Annotated in this window: 24 protein-coding genes, 1 tRNA gene, 2 pseudogenes and 1 other annotated feature; of the genes and pseudogenes, 11 read left to right on the forward strand and 16 right to left on the reverse strand. The window is 37.5% G+C overall.

Annotated features, from left to right (window positions below):
• The first annotated feature begins 1 nt into the window (after position 1).
• Both IGI52_RS04230 and IGI52_RS04235 read left to right on the forward strand, forming a co-directional pair.
• The gene (locus IGI52_RS04230; RefSeq protein WP_270791280.1) at positions 2–1,264 is read left to right on the forward strand and encodes an NAD(P)/FAD-dependent oxidoreductase; all 1,263 of its coding nucleotides are present in this window, start codon (positions 2–4) and stop codon (positions 1,262–1,264) included.
• Positions 1,261–1,614: a DUF1667 domain-containing protein gene (locus IGI52_RS04235; RefSeq protein WP_438780556.1), complete on the forward strand. Its 354-nt coding sequence runs from the start codon at positions 1,261–1,263 to the stop codon at positions 1,612–1,614. The genes IGI52_RS04230 and IGI52_RS04235 overlap by 4 nt, the downstream gene beginning before the upstream one ends.
• 75 nt (positions 1,615–1,689) lie before the next feature.
• On the opposite strand, the gene pheT is transcribed toward IGI52_RS04235, so the two are convergent.
• The 6 genes from pheT to lepB form a co-directional block, all read right to left on the reverse strand.
• On the reverse strand, positions 1,690–4,107 hold the full coding sequence (pheT, locus tag IGI52_RS04240; protein ID WP_438780557.1) for a phenylalanine--tRNA ligase subunit beta: 2,418 nt from the start codon (positions 4,105–4,107) through the stop codon (positions 1,690–1,692).
• A gap of 6 nt (positions 4,108–4,113) precedes the next feature.
• Positions 4,114–5,157 (reverse strand): phenylalanine--tRNA ligase subunit alpha, encoded by a 1,044-nt coding sequence (gene pheS / locus IGI52_RS04245; protein ID WP_102871297.1) that lies wholly within the window; start codon positions 5,155–5,157, stop codon positions 4,114–4,116.
• A gap of 100 nt (positions 5,158–5,257) precedes the next feature.
• Positions 5,258–5,453 (reverse strand) — a binding site (T-box leader).
• A gap of 47 nt (positions 5,454–5,500) precedes the next feature.
• Entirely contained in the window at positions 5,501–5,845 is a 345-nt protein-coding gene (locus tag IGI52_RS04250; RefSeq protein ID WP_016180135.1) for a winged helix-turn-helix transcriptional regulator, read from the reverse strand.
• 66 nt (positions 5,846–5,911) lie between these two features.
• Positions 5,912–9,589 carry a helicase-exonuclease AddAB subunit AddA gene (gene addA / locus IGI52_RS04255; RefSeq protein WP_438780558.1) on the reverse strand — a complete coding sequence of 1,226 codons (3,678 nt, stop codon included), beginning with the start codon at positions 9,587–9,589 and terminating at the stop codon, positions 5,912–5,914.
• Positions 9,579–13,061: a PD-(D/E)XK nuclease family protein gene (locus IGI52_RS04260; RefSeq protein ID WP_438780559.1), complete on the reverse strand. Its 3,483-nt coding sequence runs from the start codon at positions 13,059–13,061 to the stop codon at positions 9,579–9,581. Before IGI52_RS04260 ends, addA begins: the two co-directional genes overlap by 11 nt.
• Positions 13,062–13,280: 219 nt before the next feature.
• On the reverse strand, positions 13,281–13,823 hold the full coding sequence (lepB, locus tag IGI52_RS04265) for a signal peptidase I (RefSeq protein WP_438780560.1): 543 nt from the start codon (positions 13,821–13,823) through the stop codon (positions 13,281–13,283).
• Positions 13,824–14,010: 187 nt separating this feature from the next.
• On the opposite strand from lepB, the gene IGI52_RS04270 reads away from it, so the two are divergent.
• The gene (locus IGI52_RS04270; protein WP_016180131.1) at positions 14,011–14,607 is read left to right on the forward strand and encodes a nitroreductase family protein; all 597 of its coding nucleotides are present in this window, start codon (positions 14,011–14,013) and stop codon (positions 14,605–14,607) included.
• Between the two features lie 52 nt (positions 14,608–14,659).
• On the opposite strand, the gene IGI52_RS04275 is transcribed toward IGI52_RS04270, so the two are convergent.
• The gene (locus tag IGI52_RS04275) at positions 14,660–15,154 is read right to left on the reverse strand and encodes a hypothetical protein (RefSeq protein ID WP_172702345.1); all 495 of its coding nucleotides are present in this window, start codon (positions 15,152–15,154) and stop codon (positions 14,660–14,662) included.
• Between the two features lie 12 nt (positions 15,155–15,166).
• Positions 15,167–15,370: a hypothetical protein gene (locus IGI52_RS04280; protein ID WP_016180129.1), complete on the reverse strand. Its 204-nt coding sequence runs from the start codon at positions 15,368–15,370 to the stop codon at positions 15,167–15,169.
• Positions 15,371–15,530: 160 nt separating this feature from the next.
• Here IGI52_RS04280 and IGI52_RS04285 point away from each other — a divergent pair, with 160 nt between their 5' ends.
• The 3 genes from IGI52_RS04285 (at position 15,531) to IGI52_RS04295 (ending at position 16,644) form a co-directional block, all read left to right on the forward strand.
• A complete protein-coding gene (locus IGI52_RS04285) occupies positions 15,531–16,058 on the forward strand; it encodes an HdeD family acid-resistance protein (protein ID WP_127979139.1) in 528 nt (175 codons plus the stop codon).
• Positions 16,059–16,117: 59 nt separating this feature from the next.
• Entirely contained in the window at positions 16,118–16,513 is a 396-nt protein-coding gene (locus IGI52_RS04290) for a hypothetical protein (protein WP_438780561.1), read from the forward strand.
• 58 nt (positions 16,514–16,571) lie between these two features.
• A tRNA-Gln gene (locus tag IGI52_RS04295) sits at positions 16,572–16,644 on the forward strand.
• A gap of 95 nt (positions 16,645–16,739) precedes the next feature.
• On the opposite strand, the pseudogene IGI52_RS04300 reads toward IGI52_RS04295, so the two are convergent.
• Positions 16,740–17,890: pseudogene (locus tag IGI52_RS04300) on the reverse strand (ISL3 family transposase); the annotation flags it as partial.
• Between the two features lie 187 nt (positions 17,891–18,077).
• Here IGI52_RS04300 and IGI52_RS04305 point away from each other — a divergent pair.
• Positions 18,078–18,713 carry a hypothetical protein gene (locus tag IGI52_RS04305; RefSeq protein ID WP_438780562.1) on the forward strand — a complete coding sequence of 212 codons (636 nt, stop codon included), beginning with the start codon at positions 18,078–18,080 and terminating at the stop codon, positions 18,711–18,713.
• 273 nt (positions 18,714–18,986) lie between these two features.
• On the opposite strand, the gene IGI52_RS04310 is transcribed toward IGI52_RS04305, so the two are convergent.
• The 5 genes and pseudogenes from IGI52_RS04310 to IGI52_RS04330 form a co-directional block, all read right to left on the reverse strand.
• Positions 18,987–19,217, reverse strand: coding sequence for a transposase (locus IGI52_RS04310; protein ID WP_438782225.1), 231 nt, complete (start codon positions 19,215–19,217; stop codon positions 18,987–18,989).
• 215 nt (positions 19,218–19,432) lie between these two features.
• A pseudogene (locus IGI52_RS04315) lies at positions 19,433–19,552 on the reverse strand (transposase); the annotation flags it as partial.
• A 55-nt stretch (positions 19,553–19,607) separates the two neighbouring features.
• Positions 19,608–20,576, reverse strand: coding sequence for a reverse transcriptase domain-containing protein (locus IGI52_RS04320; RefSeq protein WP_438780563.1), 969 nt, complete (start codon positions 20,574–20,576; stop codon positions 19,608–19,610).
• A 47-nt stretch (positions 20,577–20,623) separates the two neighbouring features.
• A complete protein-coding gene (locus IGI52_RS04325) occupies positions 20,624–20,842 on the reverse strand; it encodes a hypothetical protein (protein ID WP_438780564.1) in 219 nt (72 codons plus the stop codon).
• Between the two features lie 750 nt (positions 20,843–21,592).
• Positions 21,593–22,024, reverse strand: coding sequence for a universal stress protein (locus IGI52_RS04330; RefSeq protein WP_438780565.1), 432 nt, complete (start codon positions 22,022–22,024; stop codon positions 21,593–21,595).
• Positions 22,025–22,304: 280 nt separating this feature from the next.
• Between IGI52_RS04330 and IGI52_RS04335 the strand changes: the two genes are divergently transcribed.
• From IGI52_RS04335 to IGI52_RS04345, 3 genes are all read left to right on the forward strand, one after another.
• Positions 22,305–23,015 carry an AzlC family ABC transporter permease gene (locus tag IGI52_RS04335; RefSeq protein WP_271819934.1) on the forward strand — a complete coding sequence of 237 codons (711 nt, stop codon included), beginning with the start codon at positions 22,305–22,307 and terminating at the stop codon, positions 23,013–23,015.
• Positions 23,008–23,328: an AzlD domain-containing protein gene (locus tag IGI52_RS04340; protein WP_034877034.1), complete on the forward strand. Its 321-nt coding sequence runs from the start codon at positions 23,008–23,010 to the stop codon at positions 23,326–23,328. Before IGI52_RS04335 ends, IGI52_RS04340 begins: the two co-directional genes overlap by 8 nt.
• 86 nt (positions 23,329–23,414) lie before the next feature.
• Complete coding sequence (locus IGI52_RS04345) at positions 23,415–23,651, forward strand: hypothetical protein (RefSeq protein ID WP_438780566.1); 237 nt, start codon at positions 23,415–23,417, stop codon at positions 23,649–23,651.
• A 34-nt stretch (positions 23,652–23,685) separates the two neighbouring features.
• Here IGI52_RS04345 and IGI52_RS04350 read toward each other — a convergent pair whose 3' ends face one another.
• Together IGI52_RS04350 and IGI52_RS04355 are read right to left on the reverse strand one after the other, a co-directional pair.
• Positions 23,686–23,838 (reverse strand): hypothetical protein, encoded by a 153-nt coding sequence (locus IGI52_RS04350; RefSeq protein WP_002351804.1) that lies wholly within the window; start codon positions 23,836–23,838, stop codon positions 23,686–23,688.
• Between the two features lie 16 nt (positions 23,839–23,854).
• The gene (locus IGI52_RS04355) at positions 23,855–25,174 is read right to left on the reverse strand and encodes an IS91 family transposase (protein ID WP_438780567.1); all 1,320 of its coding nucleotides are present in this window, start codon (positions 25,172–25,174) and stop codon (positions 23,855–23,857) included.
• A gap of 305 nt (positions 25,175–25,479) precedes the next feature.
• Here IGI52_RS04355 and IGI52_RS04360 point away from each other — a divergent pair, with 305 nt between their 5' ends.
• Complete coding sequence (locus IGI52_RS04360; RefSeq protein WP_438780568.1) at positions 25,480–26,754, forward strand: ISL3 family transposase; 1,275 nt, start codon at positions 25,480–25,482, stop codon at positions 26,752–26,754.
• Positions 26,755–26,943 lie beyond the last annotated feature (189 nt).

Raw genomic sequence — 26,943 nt, forward strand, 5'->3', positions numbered from 1 at the left:
TATGCATGACTTGATCGTAATTGGAGGCGGACCTGCGGGATTAGCAGCGGCAGTCGCGGCTTATGAAAATGGTGTGAAGGATATTTTGATTATTGAACGAGATCAACGACTAGGCGGTATTTTGAATCAATGTATCCATAATGGTTTTGGTCTCCACTATTTTAAAGAGGAACTTACTGGTCCTGAATATGCAGCGCGCTTCATTGAAAAAATTCAAGAAACTGATATAAAGGTTTTATTAGATACGATGGTTTTAGAAGTAACAGAAGAAAAGGAAGTTCACATTGTTAATAAGGAAAATGGCTATCAAATCTTAAACACTAAAGCTTTAATCTTTGCGATGGGCTGCCGGGAACGAACACGCGGTGCTATTGGTATTGCTGGAAGCCGACCAGCTGGCGTTTATACTGCTGGAGCTGCCCAACGATATGTCAATATGGAAGGATACCTTGTTGGGAAAAAGGTTATTATCTTAGGTTCAGGTGATATTGGCTTAATTATGGCACGTCGAATGACGTTAGAAGGAGCTGAAGTTTTAGCTTGCGTCGAGGTAATGCCTTATTCTGGCGGGTTAACTAGAAATATCGTTCAATGTTTGGATGATTATGATATCCCTTTATATCTTTCTCATACGATCACGGAAATTCGTGGGAAGAATCGCGTCGAACAAGTTGTTGTTTCAGAAGTGGATGAAAAACGACAGCCGATTTCTGGAACAGAACAAATCTTTGATTGTGACACGATTTTATTATCGGTCGGGTTAATTCCTGAAAACGAAATAAGTCGTGATGCCAATCTAAACTTAGATAACAAAACCAACGGGCCTTTCGTTTACGAAAATATGGAAACTTCTGTTCCTGGTATTTTCGCCTGTGGCAATGTCGTACACGTCCATGATTTGGTTGACTTTGTTACCGCAGAAAGTATCAGAGCTGGCTCAGCCGCCGCTGATTATATTTTAGACCAAGAAAAGAATCTAACAAAATGCTTATCCGTCAAAAATGGCGATCATGTCACTTACGTTGTTCCCCAACAAATTCGAGATGAAAATGTGGATCGTAAAGTCGAAGTCTTTTTCCGAGTCAACAAAGTATTTGATGACAGTCAGATTTTGATCAAATCACAGGGAGAAATCTTGGCGAAGCAAAAGAAAAGCTATATTGTTCCTGGTGAGATGGAAAAAATAAAATTATCTAAAAAAGTTTTAGATAAAGTCCAAAACGGTGATTTGGAAATTTGTGTGGAGGAGGTGTCAAAAGGATGAAAAACTTTATCTGCATCATGTGTCCAAAAGGCTGTCACCTAACTGTTGATGAAGCGAATGATTATCAGGTTAGCGGATACAGCTGTAACAAAGGTGTAAAATACGGCAAAGCCGAAGCGACGAATCCTATTCGTGTCGTGACCTCCACTGTTCTCGTAAAAGGCGGCGATGCGCACCTTTGTTCTGTTAAAACAGCGGACGGTATCCCTAAAAAGTTAGTCCTGGAGGCTATGAAAGAAATCAATAGTGTTCAACTACAGGCACCAGTCAAAATTGGCGATATCGCTATTAAGAATTTATTAGGTACAGGCGTTGATGTCATTACCACAAGCGAAATGAAATCAGCTTAAATTCTTCCTATCGAATAGCTAGAACACCCCTCAAAATTTTATTTTGAGGGGTGTTCGCATATGGAATTTCACTTGTTAGCGAATGACTGCTTGAAATTTTTCTTCTAAATTTTTAATAACCTTACTCATCATGCGATTGATTTCTTCATCCGTCAATGTTGCTTCAGGATTTGCGAAAGTTAGATTATAAGCCATTGATTTTTTGCCAGCTTCGATATTTTCACCTTGATAGACATCGAAAACTTGTAATTTTGTTAAGAACTTGCCAGCAGATTTACGAATTATTTCTGCAATCTCTGCATTCGTACTTGTTTCCTCTACTAGCATTGCAATATCACGACTTACGGCAGGATATTTTGATACAGCTTCAAATATAAGCGGTGATCTTTCTTGGGTAAGCATTGCTTCCAAATTAATCTCTGCCACAAAAGCCGACTTCAGCTCATAGCTTGCAGCCGTTTTAGGATGAACTTGACCAACAAAACCAATCAATTCTTCTCCTAAATAGATTCCCGCTGTTTGTCCAGGATGCATCTCAGGCATTTGCAAAGTTTGGTAAGAGATTTCTTCGGCTAGACCCAATCCTTCAACTAGCTCTTCAACCATTCCTTTAATTGCAAAATAATCGCAAGCTTCTGCTTTTCCGGCCCAAGACTTATTGACAACATTCCCTGTTACGGCAAGTGCCACATGATTTTGTTCAATTGGCAAATCTTTTTTCGGATCGTTAGTTTGATAGAAAACATGGCCAATCTCATAAAAGGCTACATCGTTATTTTTACGTGCGACATTATAAGACAAATCTTCAAGCAAGCCACTGATTAAATTCAAGCGCATCGTTGAGCGTTCTTCACTCATTGGCCAAGCGACACGAGTCACATTGCTTTCATTTAGTAGGAACTGTTGCGCCTTTTCCTCTGTTGTTAAAGCATAACTGATAGCTTCTGATAACCCAGCACCTTCTAAAAGATTCCGAACTTTTCTAACCGATTTTTGTGCATCAGTTAAGAATCCAGCAACTGTCTGCCCTTCTGGCAAGGTAGATGGTAAGTTATTGTAACCGTAAATGCGGGCGATCTCTTCCATCAAGTCCGCTTCGATTCGAATATCCCAACGTCGTGGAGGTACGCTGACTGTTGTAACATCTTCACTAACCTTTGATTCGAAACCAAGTGCCTCAAAAATGGCATTGATCTGATCTTGCGTTAACTTCGTTCCTAAGAAACGATTCACGTTTTCCAAAGTTGTACTCACTTCTACATTCTTCGGATGAACTTCACTCCCCTTAACGGAACCCTGTAAAACTTTCCCGCCAGCTAATTCTGCGATCATCGCCGCCGCAACTTCGCCTGCTAAGCTGATTTCACCTTGGTTGATGCCTTTTTCGAAACGCATAGAAGATTCGCTGCGCAAGTTATAGCTTTGTGATGTGCGACGAACAAGAGTATGATCGAACATCGCCATTTCTAGCGCGACTGTAGTTGTTTCATCAGAGATTTCTGAATCTAATCCACCCATTACTCCTGCTAAAGCAACTGGAATATCCCCATTAGTAATAACAATGTTTTCCGGATTCAATATCCGTTCAACGCTGTCTAATGTTGTGAAATGTTCGTTATCTTTCGCACGACGAACGAGGATTTCTTTGCTGCCTAGTTTATCATAGTCAAAAGCATGTAAAGGTTGGCCAAACAATAATAAGATATAATTTGTCACATCAACGACATTACTAATTGGGCGGATTCCTTCATTCATTAAACGATTTTGCAGCCATTGTGGGCTTGGCCCAATCTTCACATCTTCAATGATCCGAATTTCATAATGAGGAGCATCCTTTTCATCTGTTACAGAAACACTAATTTTATCACTAGCCTTCTTCTCAGCTTCTTTTAATTCCACTGGAGGGAAATTTACTTTCTTATTATAGATTGCCGCAACTTCATGAGCAACTCCACGAATACTTAAGGCATCTGCCCGGTTGGGTGTGATAGATAAATCGATAATTGTATCGTCCATCTCTAGATACGGAAAAACCGGCTCACCAGCAATGGCATCTTGCGGCAAGTAGTAAATTCCTTCAGAATACTCTTTCGGAATCACCGAGTCACTATAGCCGAGTTCCTGTAATGAACAAATCATTCCGTTAGAAACTTGACCACGCATTTTGCCTTTTTTAATTTTTACATTGCCAGCAATTCGAGAACCTGGTAAGGCGACGATCACTTTAACGCCAGCCTTGATATTTGGTGCACCGCACACAATCTGTGATAATTCTTCTTCACCAACATTGACTTGGCAAATTGAAAGATGATCAGAATCTGGATGAGGTATACATTCTTTTACATCACCGACCACGATTTTTTTCAGTCCGGCTTCTGGTGATTCCAGACCTTCTACTTCAATTCCTGTTAATGAAAGACGATCTGCCAAATCCTTCGGTGCAACATCTTTTACATCGACGTATTCATTTAACCACTTATATGAAACTAACATTGCTACTTACTCCCCCTTGAATTGTTCCAAGAAACGAACATCGTTTGAATAAAAATTTCGAATATCATTGACACCGTAACGCAGCATTGCAATACGATCTGGTCCTAAACCAAAAGCAAAACCTGAATACTCTTTTGAATCAATTCCAGACATTTCCAGTACATCTGGATGAACCATACCGGCTCCGAGAATCTCAATCCAGCCTGTGTGTTTGCAGACATTACAGCCCTTACCACCACACTTGAAGCAGCTCACATCGACTTCAACGGACGGTTCAGTAAAAGGAAAATAACTTGGTCGTAAACGGATATTACGATCAGCGCCAAATAATTCCTTTAATAATACCTCGAGGGTCCCCTTCAAGTCTCCCATGGTGATGCCCTTATCAACGACTAGTCCTTCAATTTGATGGAATTGATGGCTGTGAGTGGCATCATCGGTATCTCGACGGAATACTTTTCCCGGAGAGATCATTCGTAATGCTCCTTTAGAAAAGTCATGTTTTTCCATCGTACGAGCTTGGACTGGCGAAGTATGGGTACGCAATAATAGATCATCAGAAATATAGAATGTGTCTTGCATATCACGTGCCGGATGATCCTTTGGCAAGTTCATTCGTTCAAAATTATAGTGATCCGATTCAACCTCAGTTCCTTCAATTACTTGATAACCCATTCCAACAAATGTATCTTCAATCTCTTCCATAATTTGAGTCAGCACGTGACGCGAACCATGAGAGACTTGCTTTCCTGGTAAAGTAACATCTAAAGCTTCTTCTGACAGCTTTTTTTCTAAAGCAAGCTCTGTTAGCTCGGCTTTTCGTTTTTCCACTGCACTCGTCAACATGTCACGGATTTCATTGGCAAACGCACCAACTTTTGGACGTTCCTCCGCTGAAAGATCACGCATTCCACGTAATACCTCAGTGATCGGCCCTTTTTTTCCTAGCGTTTCTACACGAATTGTCTCTACAGCAGCAAGCTCTTTTGCCGCTTCAATTTTGGCTAACGTCTGACTTTTCAATTCTTCTAATTGTTCTTGTAAACTCATTGTTTTCTTCCTTTCCCTATTGCTAAAGTGAGAAAAAACTCACTTGTATCCGATGATTGATTCAAAAATAATTAAAAAACAAAAAAAGACCTCGTTCCAACAAAGGAACGAGGTCTCGCGATACCATCCTAATTCGCCAATTGAATTGACGCTCTTCACACTTTAACGGCTATGCCGGTCTTTCGACAAGCTCCAGAAGTGAACTTCATCTTTTTCTTTCTTAGTCTGCTTCCAGTCAGTGACAGACACTCCCTTTAAGACGTAAAAAGACTACTCTTTTCTATCAACGCTTTTTAAACTATTCAATTGACTAATCCAATACTACAAGAAATTTAAAGATTTATCAACTACATTCTTCGTTTGTAATCCAAGTGTCGCCCCAGCGATGAATCTCATTCATCACATTTTTCAAAGCTTCGCCTTTTTCCGTTAGACAATAATCCATGCGCTTTTGGCTTCCACAAGCAACCACACGTCCAACAATGCCTTCTGATTCAAGTTCTTTTAGTCGTTCTGTTAGCACTCGGTCACTGACATCGGAAATCTTCGCAGCAATATCGACAAATCTTTGAGGCCCGCCTTCTAACAATACATCAATAATCAAACCGTTCCATTTTTTTCCTAAAATTTGAAAGCCTTTCTCAAATTTCGGACAGAGTGAAAAGTCCATTACTTCTACTTGTTCCATAATTCTCACCTCGATAGACAGAGTATAGCACATCACTTACCTTTTATAAGTACATCTTGCCTACCTCTAAAAAGTTTTTAACAAATCTATTGTCTTCTTCCCTCGTAGAAAGACGAGATAGGCAGCCTTAACTGGTTTTTGTTTAGCCTTCTCCAAAGCATCCTTATACAAATGCAATTGTCCACGGTAACGATCTATTAATTGTTTTTCTCTTTCAGGAGTATAATAATCCGTCTTCAAATCATATAAAAAGATTTTGTCATCAAATTCTAAATAACCATCAATGATCCCATGAATAAGAATCTCATCTTGGTTTTGATAGTCTTTGAATAATTGATCTGCTGGTAACAGCATCGCAAAAGGTTCTTCACGATGTAAATGGTCAGCATTTTTAATAACAAAATTTCCCACATCAGAATTCAGAAAATGCATAATATTATCGATCGAAATTCTATCAGCGATCTCCTGTGTCAGGGTTTTGCGTTTAACCAAATCATTGATCAAATCTTCAATCATTTTTTTCTCTAGATTTTCATGTAGTGGCAGCAGCTGCATTACTAAATGAGTTGCCGTTCCGATTTCTGAAGCAGATATTTCTTTTTTAGTAGCTAAAAACTTGGGTTCACCTAACTCAGTTTCGGTAAAACGATATTGTGTCTGTGTTGGTGAAAAGTCCATAGTTTCTCGATTATCGGGATCATCATACAATCGTTTTAACTCTGAGACGGACTGATAACTGGTTGTCTTTGTTGCCTCAGGATAAGGATATTTGAACAATAATCGCTGCTTTAAAGGTTGAATATTGATCGCTCCTTGCGGGATTTCCAGCGTTTTAATTTCTGGAAGATACCCCTGCACCGTTTCGGCAATAAGTTGAGGATTGACAAAATCCACTTTAAATTTCACTGGATGTTTTTTGATTTCAGGAAGTTGATTGACTACATATTCCTTTTGGTAGTTGTCCATCAGTGGATGCCTGAATAGCGTCATTCCTAACCAATCAAAGAAACTATCATTCTGTCCATTTCGCAGCCCCGCATCTAAGACTAGATTTTCATTCAATGCTGCTTTACTCCATGTTTTGTAGGCAGAAGCTTCGTCATCATAAGAACCAACAAGGTACAGCTTTTGTTCTGCTCGCGTTAGAGCAACGTACAATTTTCGCATTTCCTCAGATAGTAATTTATTTAGATTTTTTTGTTTAACCGTCTGGAAGAGTAACGTGTCTTTTCTAATACGATCATCTGGTGTCAACAGTTTTACGCCCAGACCCAATCGTTCATCAAAAACGTAATTCCTTCGAGTATCCTGTACATTAAAGCTTTTACTCATATCCATTAAAAAGACAATCGGAAATTCAAGACCTTTGCTTCCATGAATCGTCATTACTCGAACCGCATCCTGTGCTTCTTCTGTTGGTGGTTCCCCTAAATCTTTATCTTTTTCCTGCATTTTCTCAATAAACCGAATAAATTGATACAACCCACGAAAACTACTGCGTTCATAATCTTTTGCTCGTTCAATCAAGGCTAGTAAATTAGCATGACGCTGTTGTCCAGCAGGCATTCCTAACACATAGTCTAGATAAGCCGTCTCATCATAAATTTTTACTAATAAATCGGCTAATGCTTCTCGCCGTGCAAACTCACGCCAGTCATTTAATTGCGAAAGAAAATCCGATAATTTCTTAGCAGTAGCATCCTCCTTGTTCTGAATATAAGCCTTAACTGCTTGATAATACTCTTTTTGCGGCAAGGCCAATCGAACCTGAGCCAACTCTTCTTCTTGTAGCCCAACAATCGGTGAGCGTAAGACTGCAGCAAGTGGGATATCCTGATACGGATTATCAATGATTTGTAACAAAGAAATCATCACTCGCAGTTCAGTCGATTGAAAATAATTTTGTGTATCATTGATCGAAAGTGGGATTCCCAACTGCTTAAATACTTCCAAAATTGTCAAATTATTATTTTTTGTTGGCGTCAGCAAGACGATATCTTCATAGCGCGCTGGTCTCATCGCTTTGTCTTTTTTATCATAAATTTCAAAACCATGATCAATCAACTCGCGAATTTTCGCAGCAGTCATAAAAATTTCACCCATGGCTTTGTCTTCAATCCATTCAGGCACGTCACCATTTTTCTGGTAAATTAATAATTCAGGTGCGAAGTTTTCAGTTTCAGGAAATGCCGTAAAGCCATTAATCAATTCCGCCTGTTTATCGTACTCAATTTGTCCAACCGACTGATCCATTAATTGACTGAAAACTAAATTCGTGAAATCCAAGACTTCCTTACGGGAACGGAAGTTTTCTGCCAAAATTATCCGTCGTCCACCATCTTCATCAGCAAAATCATGATATTTTTGGATAAAAAGTGTCGGATCAGCTAAACGGAAACCATAAATTGATTGTTTAACATCCCCTACCATAAATAGATTACCTGGTTCCTCGGTACTAAGTTGCTGCAAGATCGTCTCCTGAAGTTGATTAATATCTTGGTATTCGTCAACTAAAACCTCCGTAAATCGGCGACGATAGTAAGTCTCTGCTGGTTTATTACCATTAAGATCAGTCCGGAGTATTTGCAAGGTGAAATGCTCTAAATCATTAAAATCTAGCATGCCTTTTTCTCGTTTTTTTGCTGAATATTCTTCAATAAAACGTTTTTCGACCCGAACAAGTTCATCCACGATCGGTAAAGCTTCTTGCAATCGTTCTACTTGTTCTTCTGGTGAAACAGTAAAATACATTTCCTTAATCTTTGTTAGCATTTGTTTTGCTTGATCTCGATAATTTTTACATTCAACAATTACGTCACCATAGAGCTCCTTAATTTCCTTTTTTCGTGGCGATGGATAGGTAGTGAATTTAAGCTGTTCAAAGATGGTGTAGGTAGCATCTAAATCGTCTCCGATTAATAATTCTTCGATCTGTTGCGTGATAAGCTGCTCATTTTGAGCTAACTCAGTGATTTTTTGTAATTCCTCTGTACCTTGACTAGCAGCAATCATCCATTGATATGTTTGCTTGATTTCTTGTAAACTATTCAGGACTTGTGGACGAATCAACTTACGATATAACTCGGAATCAACTAAATTCTCCACGCGATAATTTTCTACTAAGCCATCCAACCAATCGAAAGGTTCAGGATTTGCACGAGCAAACTCATACATCGAGAGAATCAAATCCTCTAAGCCGCTATCGCTGCGGTCATTTGAAAAGTTCTCCGTCAACCGGTAAAAGATTTCTTGATTTTCCTCATAGAAAGTTTCTCGCAGCTCGTCCCAAACATCTTCTTTTAACAAAATTGTCTCTGTGTCATCTGTCAGCATTCGGTAACTCGGATCTAAGTCAATCAAATAAAAAAAACGTTGAATGACTTTCGAACAAAAGGAATGCAATGTTGAAATGTTTGCCATCGGTAACAAAGTTAATTGATGAGTAAAATGATTCTTTAATTTTTGATCTGTTTCCTCATTGATCGCCTCTTGCAATGCTGATTGAATTCGTTCCTTCATTTCGGTGGCAGCAGCTTCAGTAAAGGTAACAACTAAAAGTTGATCAACTGAAAGCTGCTGGCGCTTGATTTTTTCGATCACACGCCGCACCAGAACTGCTGTTTTCCCTGAGCCGGCAGAAGCCGAAACCAAAAGATTGGTTCCTTGATCATAAATAGCTTGCCATTGAGAATCAGTGTACATTTCATTTGGAACTTTAGGAGGGATTGAAAAATTAATTGTCATGTAGTTCTTCCTCCATTCGTTTCAAGACTTCTTCCTTCGAAAGTTTTTCTAGACGATGATAATTATTTTCCTTCAACATCGCATCAAATTTGCAAACACTCCGGAAAGGACAGTATTGACACGCAATCCGTTGGTTATCCTTGTAAGTTGGATTTAATTTTATCTCACCAGAAACAATTTGGTTTCCGGCCTTTTGAATTTTTTCTCGATTGTATTGACGCAAAATATTAATTTCAGATAGGTCGTAAAACTTATCTTTAGATTGCGACACGATGACTGTTTGTCCATTTTTATCTTTTTTAATTGGAAATAAAAGAGAGCTCTCTTTTTCTTGTAAACTTTGATCTAATTGATCGTAAAGCTCAGACTCCTTCGCAAATAACCCGTCATATTGATAGGCCTTCAGCATATCTTTCTCAATACTTTTAGAGTCTTTTAAAACTGGATTATGGACATGCAGATAATAAGCTCCCGCTGGTTTGATTTCCTTACCTTTAGCTTCACTAAAATCAGTCACCGCAACATCCAAGTAAGTAATCAATTGTAACGCGATGCCATAGTACGCATCAGCAACATTAAAACTATGAGGACTTGATTTGTAATCAATCACGCTAAGCCAATCACTCTCATTACTTTCAAGCTGATCTAGGCGATCAATTTTCCCCCGAATTGCAACTTTTCCACCATTTGATAATGGCAGGTTGATTCCAGGAATCCCTTTCTGGCCTCCAATCGAACCAAAGATAATTTCCGTTTGTTGAGGTTCAAATTTTGTTCGTACTCCTTGCTGGACTAAACCCCAGCTAACCTTTTGGATTGTTCGTGACAATTGATAGCGAATATAATTCATTCGTGCCGAACTTGATAGAATCGCAAATTTCAATTCGCCAAAGATTTTCTTCAATACTTCATCAGCCAATTGATTACGTTCTGCTTCATTCAATTCAGCCAAACGAAGTCCTTGTTCCTTTAGTATGCGGAAGAAATGATCTAACGCTTCGTGGTAAAAATCTCCAGCAGCAGCCGGTGTTAATCCGTAGACAGTCCGCTCTTTTAATCCAAGACCAAAATTTGCGAAATACTTGTACTGGCAATTATAAAAATTCTCGATTCGAGAAACTGAAACATAGAGATTTTTTCCATATAACTGTTCTGCTGTTTCGGGTAAAAGATCTCGAGGGACATTAAGATCCTGGAGACTCTTAAAGACACGCTGAGCCATTGGAGCTAGTGAACTATTTTGAATAAACTTCTGAAGCTCCCGCCAAGCTGGTAAGAACGCTCGATTTTCATCTTGTGCGTAACGATTCAAAGCAATCAGATCCGAAAGTAATGTCCGCATAGAACCTAAATGATCCTCAGGCGCGCTTGTTAGTCTTAATGGCTGATTTTCTTTGACTGGTATATTCAATCCTTGACTTAATTGTCTTAAGAAAGATGAGATCTCCAATTTTTTTTCGCCATCCACCGTTGTGGAAACACTTAAATACAGTTTTTCAGTTGCAGATAGAAAGACCGAATAAGCTAAGAATGGTTCACGATTCACTTTAGAGCTATTGCTTTCAGGCAAAAATTTCCCTTCTGGTAGATTTTGATTAAAAGCGGAGCGCTCTTCCGCCGACAATAATCCCTTATCATCGAAGCGAGCCGGAAAGTCATTATTGTTTAGTCCAATTGCAAAGGTGACTTTCATTTGATCCACCCGTGCCAGCTCTAAATCATTCACTCGAACTTGATCAATCGCTGTTGGAATTTTTCCGTAAGTCAAATTCATTAACCCAGCCAAGAAGATATCTTGAAAAATTTCCCAATCAAATGCATCTGCCCCGTAAATCAATACGTATTCGTCTAAAAGATCAAGCAAAGCTTGCCATGTTTGCTCATGATTACGAGCCTTATCAAGATTTCCTTTAGCAACTTCCTGATCGCGCCAAAATAACAGTTGACGCTTCACACCACTTACTTCTAGAAAATGATAAAAAGCTGCTGCTGCTGTAAGTCCATTCTCTGCTCCCTTAATTTTCTCGAAGAATGCTGGCAATAATTGCTGTACAGAACGGCGAACGTCATTTGTTGTTTCCTCTAGTTGTTTCGCATCATTAAAGACGTCTGCTTCAAAGTCGTAATCAACGAACTCCCAATCTGCGGATCTTGTCCAAGCACTCCCGCGAAAGTTGTAAGCTAGACAAACATTTTCTGTTTGATCAATCTTTTCTCTATATTTCTGCTGCGCTAAATACCACGTTTCTGGCTGCCAATCAAAGGGAGCAAAAAGTTCTGTTCGCAGCATTCGAAAAACATCATTAATTCGATAATTATAATTATCGATTAAAAACAACGCTTGTAAGAATTCAATCAATGGATGTGCCGCCATTTCTTGTGTTTCATCTAAGTAAAAAGGAATAGCCATTTTTTGAAACAAATCAGGCAAAACGCTATTATAAACGTTCGGATTTCGCATCAAAATTTGAATATCTTTATAGCGGTATTTTTCATCCCTGACTAAACGTCGAATCTCTTCGCCAATCTTGCGGATTTCTTCTGCAACTGTAGCATATTTCGTTAGCTTAAGTTGATTTGTTTGGGATAAATCAACTTTTTTCTGATTTGCCCAAAAATCACCGATCTGATTGAAAACAGTTTGATTCATTCGCACAAATTGATCAGGACGAACAGGAACTTGTTGTGCATCCGCACTGCGTTTTAACTGAAAATACGTTTTTCCAGGATCAGCAAATAAATTCAATGGATTTGGTTCTTCATTTGGATAAGGCCGATCTAATTCCAGCGACACAAATAGCTCTCCACAACTCATCAACGTATTCAGCACACTTAACTCACGAGCATTAAAGCGCGTAAAGCCACTAACGATAAAAAGAGTATTGGAAAGATTTTGCTCACTCAAATAAGCTTGTAATAGCAGCAAAGGATCATCATTCGTTACCTGATAATTTAGCAAGGCTTCTTCGTAGGCGGCAAATACCTTCTTCAAGTCCTGCAATTTTAATACCTGATCTATGTCGTTTCCATTTTCATCTAAATCTTCAACTGTAACATTCCCAATTTGCATTTCTTGATTGAAGCTAACTAATTGCTGAATAAAACCAGTCTTATTTACTTCTCCGCGAAAAATCGTTAATTCCTCTCGCCGCTCATGGAGAATTTTCCTTAAAATCATTGCATTACCAGCTTCAGACAACACATTCCCTGGTATCTGACCATCACGTTGTAAAAAGAACCAAGCCAGACGTTGAAAACTAAAAACTTGCGTGCGAATTGTACTAAATTCCACATTTTTAGTATTCTGTTTCATTGCTGATAAAAGACTGATTTCTTGTTCGAATTTATTGTAATTGGGGACTAAGAAAAACACACGATTCGTCGGATCTTGCTCTAACCAAGCTTGCGCCGTCTGAACCATACGTTCTTTCGCGTCATTCTGTCCAGCACCTAACAAAAATTGTAATGGCATCGTTTCCCCTCATTTCTTTAAATTATGTTACCTATATATTATAACAGTTCATTTAAATCTTCGCATGATTGAAACAAGTCTGTAAAGCAACCACAGGGGGACTATCTTCAAAATAAAATATTTTACTAATCAAGGAACACTTCAAAAAAATAATTTAGATACAATAGGCATATATCTTTATTGCTATTATCGAAACGGAAAAAAAGACTAGCAGTTTTGCTAGTCCACAGTGCCAAATCGATTTAATGGCCAGAAAACAAATTTTACATCAGCCATTATATTTTTTTCTTTGATCATTCCAATAATCCGACTATCTTTTGAAATCCGACGATTATCACCCAAAACAAATAACTCTCCTTCAGGAACTTTTTCTGCTCCAAACAGGTCATTTAAAGTGAAATCATAGGTCAACGGTTGATCATCTTCTAATTCCCCTTTAAACTCATCTAAATATGGTTCTTCATACTCTTTGCCATTGATGTAGAGCACATCATTTTTGTACTCGATGGTGTCTCCGGGTAGGCCGATGACACGTTTAATATAGTTTTTCCCAGGATCATCTGGTGCTGGAAAAGTCACAATATCAAAACGCTTGATCTCCGTATTTTTTAAAGCAATGACACGCTCACCATCAATCAACGTCGGATCCATTGAATCTCCCTTAACTACAACAGGAGTAAAAACAAAATGACGCAGTCCAATCAAAATTGCTCCCAAGATTAAAAACCAAAGAACAGTTTTGCCTATCTCTTTCATATTCATTTGTGAGCCTCCATCTATTTACATTCATAATAACAGTTTATCATATTGTATCCAGTTTAATCGAAGTATCTACTTCCTCTATAAAAAATTTTACTTTTTTCGTGAGCATATTACTTTCCTTACTTTTAGTAAGATGATAAAGTAGTTTTTGTCAACAAGAACAAAACAAGAAAAGGTGGAAATTATTATGTCTCAATTTTTAGAATCATTGAAGGATCGTCGTTCATTTTACTCATTAGGACACGACGTTAAATTATCAGAAGAAGAAATCACAACATTAATTAAAGATGCTGTTAAAAATAGCCCCACTGCTTTTAATGCACAATCACCTCGTGCTGTAATTCTATTTGGAAACGCGCACGAAAAATTATGGAATATTGTAGAAGAAGCTTTGAAGCCATTAACTCCAGCAGAAGCTTTTCCTAACACACAAGCTAAAATTGCCAGCTTCCGCAATGCTTACGGAACTGTTATGTTCTTTAAAGAAACAGACACTGTGAAAAATCTGCAAGAACAATTTGCCTTATATGCTGATAATTTCCCTGACTGGGCTGAACAATCAAATGGTATTGCAACAGCAAATACCTGGACTGCATTAAACTCTGCAGGACTAGGTGCAAACCTACAACATTACAATCCAGTGATTGACGATGCTGTTGCTGAAGAATGGAATATTCCAGCTAATTGGCAATTACGTTCACAATTAGTTTTTGGCTCTAAAGAAGGCGAAGCAAACGAAAAAGAATTCCTAGCTGATGACGAACGTTTCCGCGTTTTCCATTAATTCGCAATAAATAAAAAATAGGCAATGCTGATTTTGTTTCAGCGTTGCCTATTTATTTTCCATTTTTGTCTTGATCATCCTTAGTCAAGATTTCTAATGTGCTGCCTTCATTGAGGTGCGTCGAGAGGAAAACAACAAGCTCAGTTAACGGATAATCAAAAGTTAAAATCGGTCCGCGACGCTGTTTACGAAAATAATTAAGTTTGATTAATCCATTATCTTCTTGAAACAAAACCACCCGCTCGATTTCATTTAACGGAATCCCGCGATTGTCCAACCCAAAAAGAACTAAATTTTCTTCTGTAAATCCCTTTTTGTCCAACAAAAAACTTAACATTACTAATGCAGCTAAAATCGTTTGTGTACGCCCATTTATATCTTGCCAACTACTAAATCCGATCCATACAATCAACAGCGCCAGGAAAACATAAAATGGATATTGCTTGCGACGTTTAAAAACCGGAATAACGATATCCTTGCGTGCCACCCATAAAAAGACATACAAAACAACCGTAAAAATTCCCAATAACAATGTTAATATATTCAAAAGAACCGCCTTCTAACTTGGAATGAAATTAGAATATTTTACCACGACCATGTTAGATTTGTCATCTCGTTGCTCTTGATCTACCTCTTCGCATTGGTTAATACGAACCACTGCGCAATTCGTCATTTTTGAAATGACTTCGCCTTCTACACATTCTTCGAAACCAATCGGATGGCAACGATAATTTCTTCCAAGCTCAATTTCTTCTTCATTCATAAGTAAGCCCTCCAGTATCGACATTCATTTGTTCGTCTAGCTTTTGGATCAATGTTATTCGCATTATACCGAAGTATGGAATGGTTTACAATCGAATTTTTCACTTCATTAGCAAAAAGACGTCAAATCGGGTAAAATTATTAGTAAGGAGTGATATTTTATGTCAAATTTTATTGATTCGATTAAAAAGTATGGTTATTTGAGAAGCGTTTGTTATCTCATCCTTGGAATCGCTATATTATTCTCGCCACGAAGCGTCTTTAGGGGAATTATCTACATCATTTTCTTCTATTTATTAATTTTTGGAATTTTACAGATTATCCGCGGCTTGAGAACAAAAAAATATACAGGAAACATCGGATTTGAGACGACTAGTGGTATTATGCGAGTGCTTGTCGCTTTTGTCGTTCTTTGGTTCTCTAAAGGGATTGTCAGTATTTTGCCAATGTTTTTAGGATTCATTATCCTGATATTTGCAATTAGTCAATTCATGCAAAGTTGGACTGCTAAACGCGATGGTTTTCCTGTTACAGGTCAGATCATCTATAGCGCCCTAATGATCATTGCTGGTTTTTTCCTTTTATTTAATCCATTCAGCAGCATGATGATTCTTTTTCAACTATTTGGGTTTCTACTTATCACCATGGCCGTTTCAGAATTCATCAATGTCCGCCGCTTCACACGATAAATGATTGTTTCTATTAAAAGAAACAATTATACTAAAGCTATCAAAAAAGCGAGGTTATTATGAACACTGCAAATGAACTTTATCAATTTACCAAAAAATACGGAATTAATTATAATACAAGTGAAGACAAAGGCACTCAGTTGTTTAACAATTTTCTTCACGCATTTCCTAAAACAACCTTTTCCTTTTCTTTTATCGGTTTCCACAAATATGAAAACCTAAAGAAACAGGAGGGGTTGAGTGCTTATGGAATTTCCGGCAATACACTATATGTGTTAAGTAAGCAAAAAGCATGTAAATACAATCTTTATCAATGCAAAGAAATCCGCGGTAAAAAGAAATTAAATGGTATTCGACTGTCTTTAATTTTTGATAATGAAGTTATCAAAATTAATTTGGGATTTGCGGATGGAAATATTGTCTTAGCAGCTTTGAAAAGGGCTGGAAAAAAATAGTCGAGACAATTTAGTTGAAGAATAGAAAAACTAGCGTTATAATTCTTTCTGTTCTCATTGGGATATGGCCAAACTGGTAAGGCGCCTGACTCTGAATCAGGTAAGTGTAGGTTCGAGCCCTACTATCCCAATAAAAAAAGTTTGGCTCTAAGTCAAATCGTGTTGTTTTCATTAAATCACTGAAAGGAAATGCTTCGGCGTTTCCTTTTTTCTTTTTGATTTTTGTTCAAATAATGTCGCAAAGATTCTGTTGAATCAGAATTCGCATACGAAGGTGGCGAAAGGTTCTAAAACCGAATGCCACTCTCTTAATCACTTTAATCAAGTTATTCTTCCCTTCAAGTTTTCCGTTCGAATAGGGGTATTTTAACGCATTGATAATCGCTTGTTTGTGTTTGTTTAAGTAAAGAATCGCTTTTTTAAATGCTGGATCAAGCATCGGAGGTAAGTGATCAATGCGTTCGTAAAAGTCCTTATAATCTTTGGCATCAAAGACATCCAACAAATTTTGATACACATCATAGCTTGTCCGTAAGCGCTCGTCAATCGATAATAAATAATCCAATACTTTTCCGATTCCGTCAGGTATTTTTCCGTTGGAAAAAGCGGGTATTGTTTGAGCGAAGAATAATTAATTTTTCTATTTTTTTCAGAATGGTTCGCCAATATTTTTCTTAAGCTTGCGATACTTTTTCATGGCTTGCGGGTCGCTCTTTTTTCAAGTGATTCATGGTTTTTATCCGTTGTTTATTAAACGCACGATTGAGTTGTTGGATCACATGAAATCGATCAATGGAAATCCGAGCATTTGGGAAAACGACCTTTGTCACAGAATCATAGCCCGCATTCATATCCATCACGACATGAGAAACGTTTTTCCGTGCGTGATAAGTAAAACGCATGAAATAGGCGATCAGCTTGAAGCTTCTTCGATCCTCTAAAATATCAAAGATTTTTCCCCGTATCCGCGTCACTGAGAATAAAACACATGGCGCCCTGACAGTCCTTAGTTCCTTTGAATTCATCAATCAATAGATGTTTGGGTAAGTAATTGGGCTTCAGTCGTGGTTCTTCAAAAAAAGAATCCAAGACCCGTTCGACCGTTTTAGCGGAAACCAAGTAACGTTGAGCGATATCTTTCATCGAAATTTTCTTCTTTAAATCAACAGCGATCGCAAACTTGAGCGCTTGGGAGAGATAACAGTTTTCTGCGACATAATAGGTTTTAGCTGAAAAGGTATGGTGACACTGTTTACAATAAAACCGTTGTTTATAGAGATGAAGATAGGTAGACACCTCTTGATAAGGGAGTAATTGAATCCAGCTATCTTTGTAGCCATGATGGATGACGGAGTCGTAGCCGCAACACTCACACCGATCGGAACAATAATCAAAAGCATCTTTTAAATTACATCATTGAATCAGATTTCTTCGACTTCAATGGATTTCCGTCTGCATTTCATATTCGTTACCCCCATCAATTCATGCACTTGGTTAGTATGGTACCTATAAAATTCATTATCGTGATATACTATAAGTACTTAGAAACAGTGAGGTGATTTTTGTGAAAAAAATTGGATTTATGTTACTTATTTCTACTTTATTTCTTATTGGTTGTAGCAAAGAAAATGATACAAACTTGAGCTCTGAATCAACTACTGGTAAAAGATCGACACATCTGAATACTTCCAGTTCAACAACTACTTCAACCATTTCTTCTGAAAAAATCATGGTTCAACAAGATTCCGATGCTCAGATTTCTTCGGCACCTGAAAATCCTTTAATTAATTATTCTGATGAGCAGATTGAATATGCTCGTGTTTGGCTTGCAGTTATGGGAACACAGTATAAGCAAGAACTAGTTAATCCCGGTTTCGTACTCAATGTTGAACATAGACCTGCTGGAGAAGCAATAAATCCATCTGATGAAAACAGTTTGACTTATCCAAGAGAAACTGTTTTACTTTCTGGTAAATTTGGTTATCAAAGTTTAGTTGTGTATTCTAGTAACCATGATGGGACTATCACTCGATACCCAACTCCTGGACATTTTCAATATCCAAATGTAACAGAAGAAGATAAGGCATTCTTGAAGAAACAAGAACAAGAAATACTCGATAATGCTACTAGGATCAATATACCAAAAGGAAATCCTAATGACGTGATTGAATTAATCGGAGTACTAGAAATTTATAATTAATTTAGTTTTGAGAGTGTAATATAAACCGTGTAAGTAACCATCAATCCTAGGCAGGTTGTTGCTTCGCGGTTTTTCTTTTTCTGCTAAAATGGAAGCGTGATGGTCGCGAACTTTTTTTAATGAAACTATATGGAAAAAACACAAAAATCTCTCCCCATACTATAATAGAAATGGAAAAAATTTTATTTGGTCCTTGTTACATGTTCGTCTCATCTAGCAGAGGTTTTTCTTTTACCTGATTAATTTGTTCTGAAAGAATCATATAAACAATCCTTAGTATTTTATGTGCACAGGCAATAATTGTTTTTTACTGCCACGCTTAGAAATCCGATCATAGAACTCTGAAAATATTGGATTGTTTGAACGTCCAGCAGTCCCGCCATATTGATACAGGATCGCTTTCAGATACTTATTTCCAGCTGATATATGAGCAGATTTCCTAATATTTCTACTTTCATAACTACATGAACACAAACCAGTCCAAGAGGCAAGTTTTTTAACGATAGAAAATTATTCTATCGTAGGGCCAACTTCCGCTAAAAAAAATAATCTCTACGCCACCAAGAATGGTTTGTAATGCTTCCATGAATTCCGCTTATTCCTAGGTTATTTCCTCAATTGCTTCATTCAGCACGTTCAGTGAACGCAAGTGACTTTCGATAAGAATAGGTTGTGCTTTGAAAAAATGCCATTCATCGCTTCGACAATATCAGCGTGCAAATGATTTCACCTATGCTTTCTCTATATTTTCCATAAATAATCTGTCTCCGATATTTTGGTGCAAGTACAATGTGATACTTACATCTCCATTTACGTCGAGTATATAAAGGGACTTTCACCCAAGCCTCTCAACAGAACCGTACGTGATAGTCTCCCATCATACGGCTCTTATTATCAGTTCACTGGCATATAGCCCATTTTCCAATGATAAAAAAGATTAGGACTACTTTTTGACATTCTTCCTAGTAACCTCTGCGCTTTATTTGATCCATTTTTGACTGATTCTCGCGTTCTTCTTAACCATCTTATCAATGTTAGATTCACATAATTGATTCCTTTCCTAACTGCTTCAATCTTATTGAACTTCATGAAATAGTTCATCCATCCTCGAATAATGGGATTCAGAATCTCCGCCAAACAAATGAGCGAAGTAGTGTTCGCTTCCTTAACGGCTAACTTAATTTTGTTTCTGAAGTTCTTCGCTGCACTTTTACTTACTGCTGGAGTAAAGCCGGTGAAATAAACACCCTGTCGATTTTTACATAACCGATTTCGAAAGGAGTAGCCTAAAAACTCAAAACCACTTTCTTCATTTGACTGATCATTTTTACAATAAACAATTTTGCTTTTTTCTGGATGAATTTCAAGAAAGCACTCTTTCATCCTCTTTGTCAATTCTCTCATAAGATGAATCGCTTGGTTCTTCGTTACACAATGAATCAAGCCATCATCTGCGTATCTCACCCATGGATTTTCTGGAAATATCGTTCTCATCCATAAATCAACTGCATAGTGCATATATACATTAGCTAAATTTGGACTGATAACACCTCCTTGAGGTATGCCGGAATCTCTTTCTTTCAATTCACCACTTGATAATTGAATTGGAGTTGTTAGAAATCTTTGGATATACAACAAAAACCATTTTTCTTTAACATGTCTGCTTATAATCGCTAGTAGTTTTTTATGGTTGATAAAATCAAACAGGCCCACTATGTCAAATTCGACAAGCCAAGGATAGCTAAAACATCTCTTACGTGTAATTCCTATGGCATCTAACGTAGATTTATTCGGCCTATATCCGTAGGAATCTTCTAAGAATATTTTTTCTAATCTTGGCTCTATTCGATTTCTGACTACCATTTGGCAACACGATCTTCTATTATTAGAATTCCTAGAAGCCTAGTCTTTCAATTTTTCTTCGGAATTTCAACACCTCTAACAGCTTTCGGAAAATAACTTCCAGATGCCATTCGATTCCATAACTTATACAGTCGATCTTTCCATTCTTTGTCAAACATATGAAAATCAACGCCATCGATACCACCTGCGCCTTTATTCGCTTTTACACGTTTGTATGCAAATAATACCTCACTCTGTGTAATTCTAAATGATTTCCCTTCTTCCATAGAATCCTCCCATTCATTTGGTTGTTAAATAAAAGAAGTTATGATAATAGAATCCCGTCGCTCCACGTTCATTACAATCGTTTTATCACTACTACAAATTCTTCCGCACCTGATTTATTCCTCATTACTTTCACTCTCGCATATTTGTCTGCTTGAGTTTTTCACTTATCATTATAAATCAGGATTCTCCTGTTCCTTCCAAAAGCCTACACCATATTCCTGTAACTTCTACACCAACAGCCGCCTAATCAATAAACAGGTAACCATTAGACTTATCTTGGGAGCCACACAAAATCCCTGTTTTGACTGTACTTATTAGCCTTAACGATGCTTCATCAGTTCTTCACTTTCGTTCAGCTCTATGGCACACACCTGACAATTTTTCTTACTGCCTTTTCTCCATGTGCTCAGCACCGCAACTTTTGATTGCAGCACCCATGAGTGGTTTATTGCCTATACCTGCATATCGACTATAGAAGTCCTACTTCCATCTTTTGAAAAGCATTGTTTTGGAAATACCTTTCCTCCTCTCAAGTTTCCTCGCATTCAGGCACACTATGTGATAAACTTTTGTCGTCTTTAGACATAGAAAAACTATTCCATCCACGCGTAGAAGCGCGGTTTTCTTGTTTCGTACGCTACGCGAACGAAACTGACTAATATCATTAAGAAAAAGTGTTGGTAAAAAATCGAAGTTGATTTTCCACCAACACAAAATACTATAGAATCTTTTATTGTAAATATATCGATTTAAGACCTCACTACCATAACATTGCAGTTGGCGTGGTTTACTACATATGCTGTCGTAGAACCGACTATCGCCTGTTCTACTGCACCTCTGCCTGTCGCCCCCAACATTATAAGATCTACTTGATTTTCCAACGCGTAATCAATAATCTTACGTTTAGGATTACCTGAATCAATCTTTGTTTCATAGTCTAAACGACTCACTTTGGAATTAGCAACTAATTGCTCCAATTCAATTTCAGCATTATTTAGATGAAATTTAAGAACATCATTGATAAACGCTGGATCACCGATTGAAAATTTGAAATCAACTACAGTAAGTATAAAGAGCTTCGCATCATTTCGTTCAGCTACATTTAGCGCTTCATTAAATGCATTTGTTGATGAGGTTGAACCATCTACTGCGACAAGTATTTTTTTATAACTTTCTTTCATTGATAACGCCTCCCTTTTCTTCATTATACATCATCTATATCTTTTAAGAAAAATAAAGGCTAAACCCTCATTACAAATATTTTTAGGTTATTTACTTAAATAAATAATTTATTTAGATTTATCCCTAATAATTTTATGGTAAAATAAATTGAGCAGATACTTCCTAATTAGCTTATATATCTTTGCTTTTAGGTTTGTTGCTCTTTTTTCGCTTACTAACCCTCTTGTTTTTTTATTGCTTTTAGTCTAATATGATTAAAACAAAATGAGAGGTGAGTAGATGGATAATCGTATAACACAAACCAATAGTTTTTCAGACGGAGTCAAGGCTTGTTTACCAACAGTCATGGGATATCTAGGTATAGGTATTGCGATGGGTATCGTGGGGAAATCTGCTCATTTAGCCATTTGGCAAATTTTTATGATGTCTACCTTAGTATACGCTGGAAGTGCTCAGTTTATCTTATGTGGATTGCTTTTGTTAAGTGCCCCCATTCTATCAATCGTATTCACTGTTTTTCTTGTGAATCTCCGACATTTACTCATGAGTCTTTCTGTTGCTCATTACTTTAAGGAGGACTCTTTACTGAATGGGATTGCGATCGGAACCTTATTAACCGATGAATCTTACGGTGTATTAATGACTACTCTAGCACAAGAAAAGAAAGTCTCAAGTAGCTGGATGCACGGATTAAATTTAACCGCTTACCTTGTATGGATACTTTCAACTGTGATTGGTGCATTATTAGGCAATTTCATTCCTGATCCTACGATATTCGGATTCGACTTTGCATTAACTGCGATGTTTTTAGGCCTATTTCTCTTTCAGATTCAATTACCTTTAATGAAACAAAAAAACAAGACGATAACTATTTTAATAGTTACAATCATCAGTCTTTTTCTTCTGATGCGGTTTGTATCTGCTGAATTATCTGTCATTTTAGCAACACTTTCTGGTTGCTTTACGGGGGTGTTGATGAAGGATGAATAATAATTATTATCTGCTTACACTTTTGGGCTGTGCTATAGTTACTTGGGTTCCACGAGTCTTACCTTTTATACTTACTAAGGCAATCACTTTACCGCCTATACTTGAAAAATTTTTAAGCTATCTTCCTATGACGATATTAACAGCATTACTAATGCAAAGTCTTCTAAATTATCAAGCGGGGCATTTTCCAACTTTGCGTTTCCCCGAAGTCCTTGCTTGTATACCTGCGTTGATCGTTGGAATTCGAACCAAGGATCTTATGAAAATTGTCTTAACAGGTGTTTTAGGAATTGCACTTTTGAGGTGGATTTAAATTACAACTGTTATAGAGCTTAATTCTGGTTTCACTTACATCAATGATGTAATATATAACAAAATAATAGAAAAGGAGTAATTCTCATGAAAAAGATTGCTGGATATTTCTTTGAAAAACCATTGGTATTAGACAACAAAAAATCGTTTGAAATTCATCTTCCAACGGATACTTTATATGAAGGAAACGAGCATATAATTAAATCTAACCAGCAAATACTTTGTGAAATAAGCAAAAAATATGAATACTCAACAGATAGTCTTCATAGCTTTTTTGTAATTTCCGAAATAACTGATGTAAATAAGAAAACCACCGGAGAATGAATTCTCCGGTGGACTTTTTGTATGATTAACCTTCTTATTGAACATCACTGATCTTAAACTCTATTCCAAGGGCGTTTCTATAATATTCTGGATACATCTCCTTCCCACATTTTTCACAGGTAAATTGGGGAGGATTGTTCGGATCATTTGCAATATCTGCATCATCTAAAAATTTTACTACATCCATTGGGATTGATTCTTTTTCACCACAACTTAGACATATAAATTTCACGTTGGCGTTCCCAATCCCAGCGAATTGCTTTAAAAGTTTTTTCTTTTTCTTCTTCATACTGTTGCCTGAATTCTTTTTGGTCAATTTTTCGATTCTCCTCTCGCATAAACCGCTTTACATGGTTATCTTTCGCATATTTAATAACTAACCGTCCATTTTTGCGCACACTCATCCCAACGAATTCATAGTACTCACCGCAACAAGAACATTCTAAGGGATTTTCACCAAATTCTTCGGTTATTCTTTCTTCCCAGGATTTTGGTCTTAAGGCCTCATTCAGATTGATAAACAGCTTTTTTACTCGTTTCTGATACTCCTTCATGACCTTTTTCATTAATGTTTTGATTCTACGACTATAGATTCCATAGCGACGAATCGTTTTGAACTGGTTCTCTGGAATATGACGAATCAGTGCACCAATAAATTCCTCTGCCGACATCGTCTTTATCTTATCCGTGTTAGTTCGTTTATCATGATACTGAAACATCACTATTTTCCCATCGTACAAAAGGATACGATTTAAAGCAATGGGATCACGTTTCATATAACGACTGATATATTCTAATATCTTTTTGAGAGAAGTTCGGCTCCTTTTGGGTGCATGCACGTAAAAACCCTCTGCATTTTTCGTGTACGCCGCTTGTAAAAGCGGCTGGACTCGTGCCTTATCCCATTGGGATAAGGTTCTTCGAATGAGCTTTAGGACCGCATTCTGCCAATATTTCCTCAACATTGCGAACGGAAAATAGTCATAGTCCTTCCATTTTCCATCCTTCGTCAGTCCACCCATGGTGACGACTAAATGAACATGCGGATTGTATTCTAGCTGAGAACCGAAGGTGTGGAGTGTTGCCACAACCCCAGCTTGTATATGGTGCTTTCTAAAAAAATCTAATAGTATCCGTGCAGCTTCATCCATTAATCCTTTTAAAAGCTCCTTACGATACTTCTCCTTCAGAAAAATCTCACGTAAACCTTCATCAATCGTGAAGATGACGTGTCGATGCGTCACTGTAAACAGATCATTCGCCGCAACCTCTGCCCACCGTTGACTTTCCCCAGTTGCACAAGTTGGACAAAATTTCCCTTTACAACGAAAAGCCACTTTCTTTACATCATGGCATCCTTCACAGACAAATAGACGATAACCTTTTTTAAGGTCACCACAATCGCGAAACTTCTTCACTTCTCTTTTCACAACGGATCGAATCCTTCTCGTGTACCTTTGATTGAATTTCTCCCAGTTTTGATATTCATCAAAGAAAATGGCGTGTAAAATATTGGGTTTCATATCTCCAGTTTAATAGGAAAAAGACCGCTTAAAATGTTATACTTCCTTTAATGTTAAAAAAGCTCTCATTAAAGGTAATAAACTTTTAATGAGAGTTTTTTTCTGCTCTAAGTCAATCTGTTGGTTATCCTCCTATGATTGAGTTTGACGATTTAATTATAGATCAACCAAATGTCTATTTGTAAAAAATGGTGTTCTCACTTGTTAAGAGTAACAACACTTTTTCTTCGTTTCAACTCAAAAAGAGACTCACTTTTGGTAAAATTTAGTCGACCAAAACGTCACCCTACCAAAGGAGTCTCTCAATGGATAATCATACTAGAAAATTACTCGGATTAACAGATAAACATTTATTTTTTGATGAAGAATGGCTGATTGAAAAAGAATATAAAGGCGTTCAAGCGCAGTTTATTAAAGGGAGATTGGATGACTCACCTTCCTATTGCGAACACTGTGGATCGGTTCGTATTATCCGCAACGGTTCCTATACAACACGCACTCAGATGTTGAAAGTCAAAGAGAAGCTGACTATTTTAGAATTAAAACATACCCGTTTTCTCTGCTATGATTGTGGACAGACCTCTTCTGCGAAAACGGTCTTAGTTGATGAACACCATCAACTAACAAAGGAATTGAAGCAGGCGATTCTCATGGAACTGTACGAAAATCAATCACGTAAACTAATCGCTAAGAAGTACTTCGTCTCGGATGGGACGGTGACACGTATCTTGCGTGAAGCAACGAAGCATTACCAGCCACGTATGAACTTCCTTCCGACGGTGTTGTGTATGGATGAGTTCAAATCAATGAAGTCTGTTTCTGGTTCCATGAGTTTTATTTGTGTTGATGGGACAACCAATCAGCTATTTACGATCCTTGAAGATCGCAGACTTTACAACCTAACTCAATACTTCCTGCGCTTTCCTAGAAAGGCCCGTTTAAAGGTCAAGTACCTAGTGATGGACATGAATGTCAGCTATTGTCAGTTGCTTAAAACGGTCTTTCCGAATGCGGAGATCGTAACTGACCGCTTTCATATTGTCCAACATATTAATCGCAGCTTCAATCAATTGCGTGTCCAGATCATGAATCGTTTTCGAGCCTCACACTCTGAAAATCAGAAGAAGTACCGTCGGCTCAAGCGATATTGGAAACTCTTACTCAAAGATTCCACGACATTGGAGCCACTCAAACGGCATTATCACCGACTGTTTAAACGACCAATTAGTCAAACAGAAATCGTCAATGAACTGTTAAGCTACAACGAAGAATTGCGAACAGCGTATCATTTTTGTCAATTATTACGCTATTATTTCGTTAAACGAGATACGGAAGGCTTTCAAGAAACCCTTAAAACAACTTCATCTACGTTACCTCAGTCGTTTAAAAAGAAATTCACGATCTTCCATCGCTACCAATCGGGTATTTCAAATACCTTTAAAGTGTCCCACTCAAACTGCGTCACGGAGGGGCTGAATAACAAGATCAAGCTGATTAAACGAATTGCGTTTGGTTATCGCAATTTTTATAACTTTCGGGCACGGATCTATTTACAACAAGGTCTGATCTTTGAAAACTAAAAAAATATGCGGCGCACAGAACGCGCCGCATATTTTTTTAGTTTTATTCAAATTTGTCTTCACCAACACGATTTGAAAAAGAGACTTTTTTAGCTTTCTACTTGACAAGGTGCATTTTATTCTTTTAGTTTTTTGACATCTTTCCTATTCTTAAATTTAGCATTACAGCCTAAGCGTATAAATATCTAA

The sequence above is a fragment of the Enterococcus sp. DIV0187 genome (assembly GCF_051713785.1).
In the GTDB taxonomy this organism is placed as follows: domain Bacteria; phylum Bacillota; class Bacilli; order Lactobacillales; family Enterococcaceae; genus Enterococcus_A; species Enterococcus_A avium.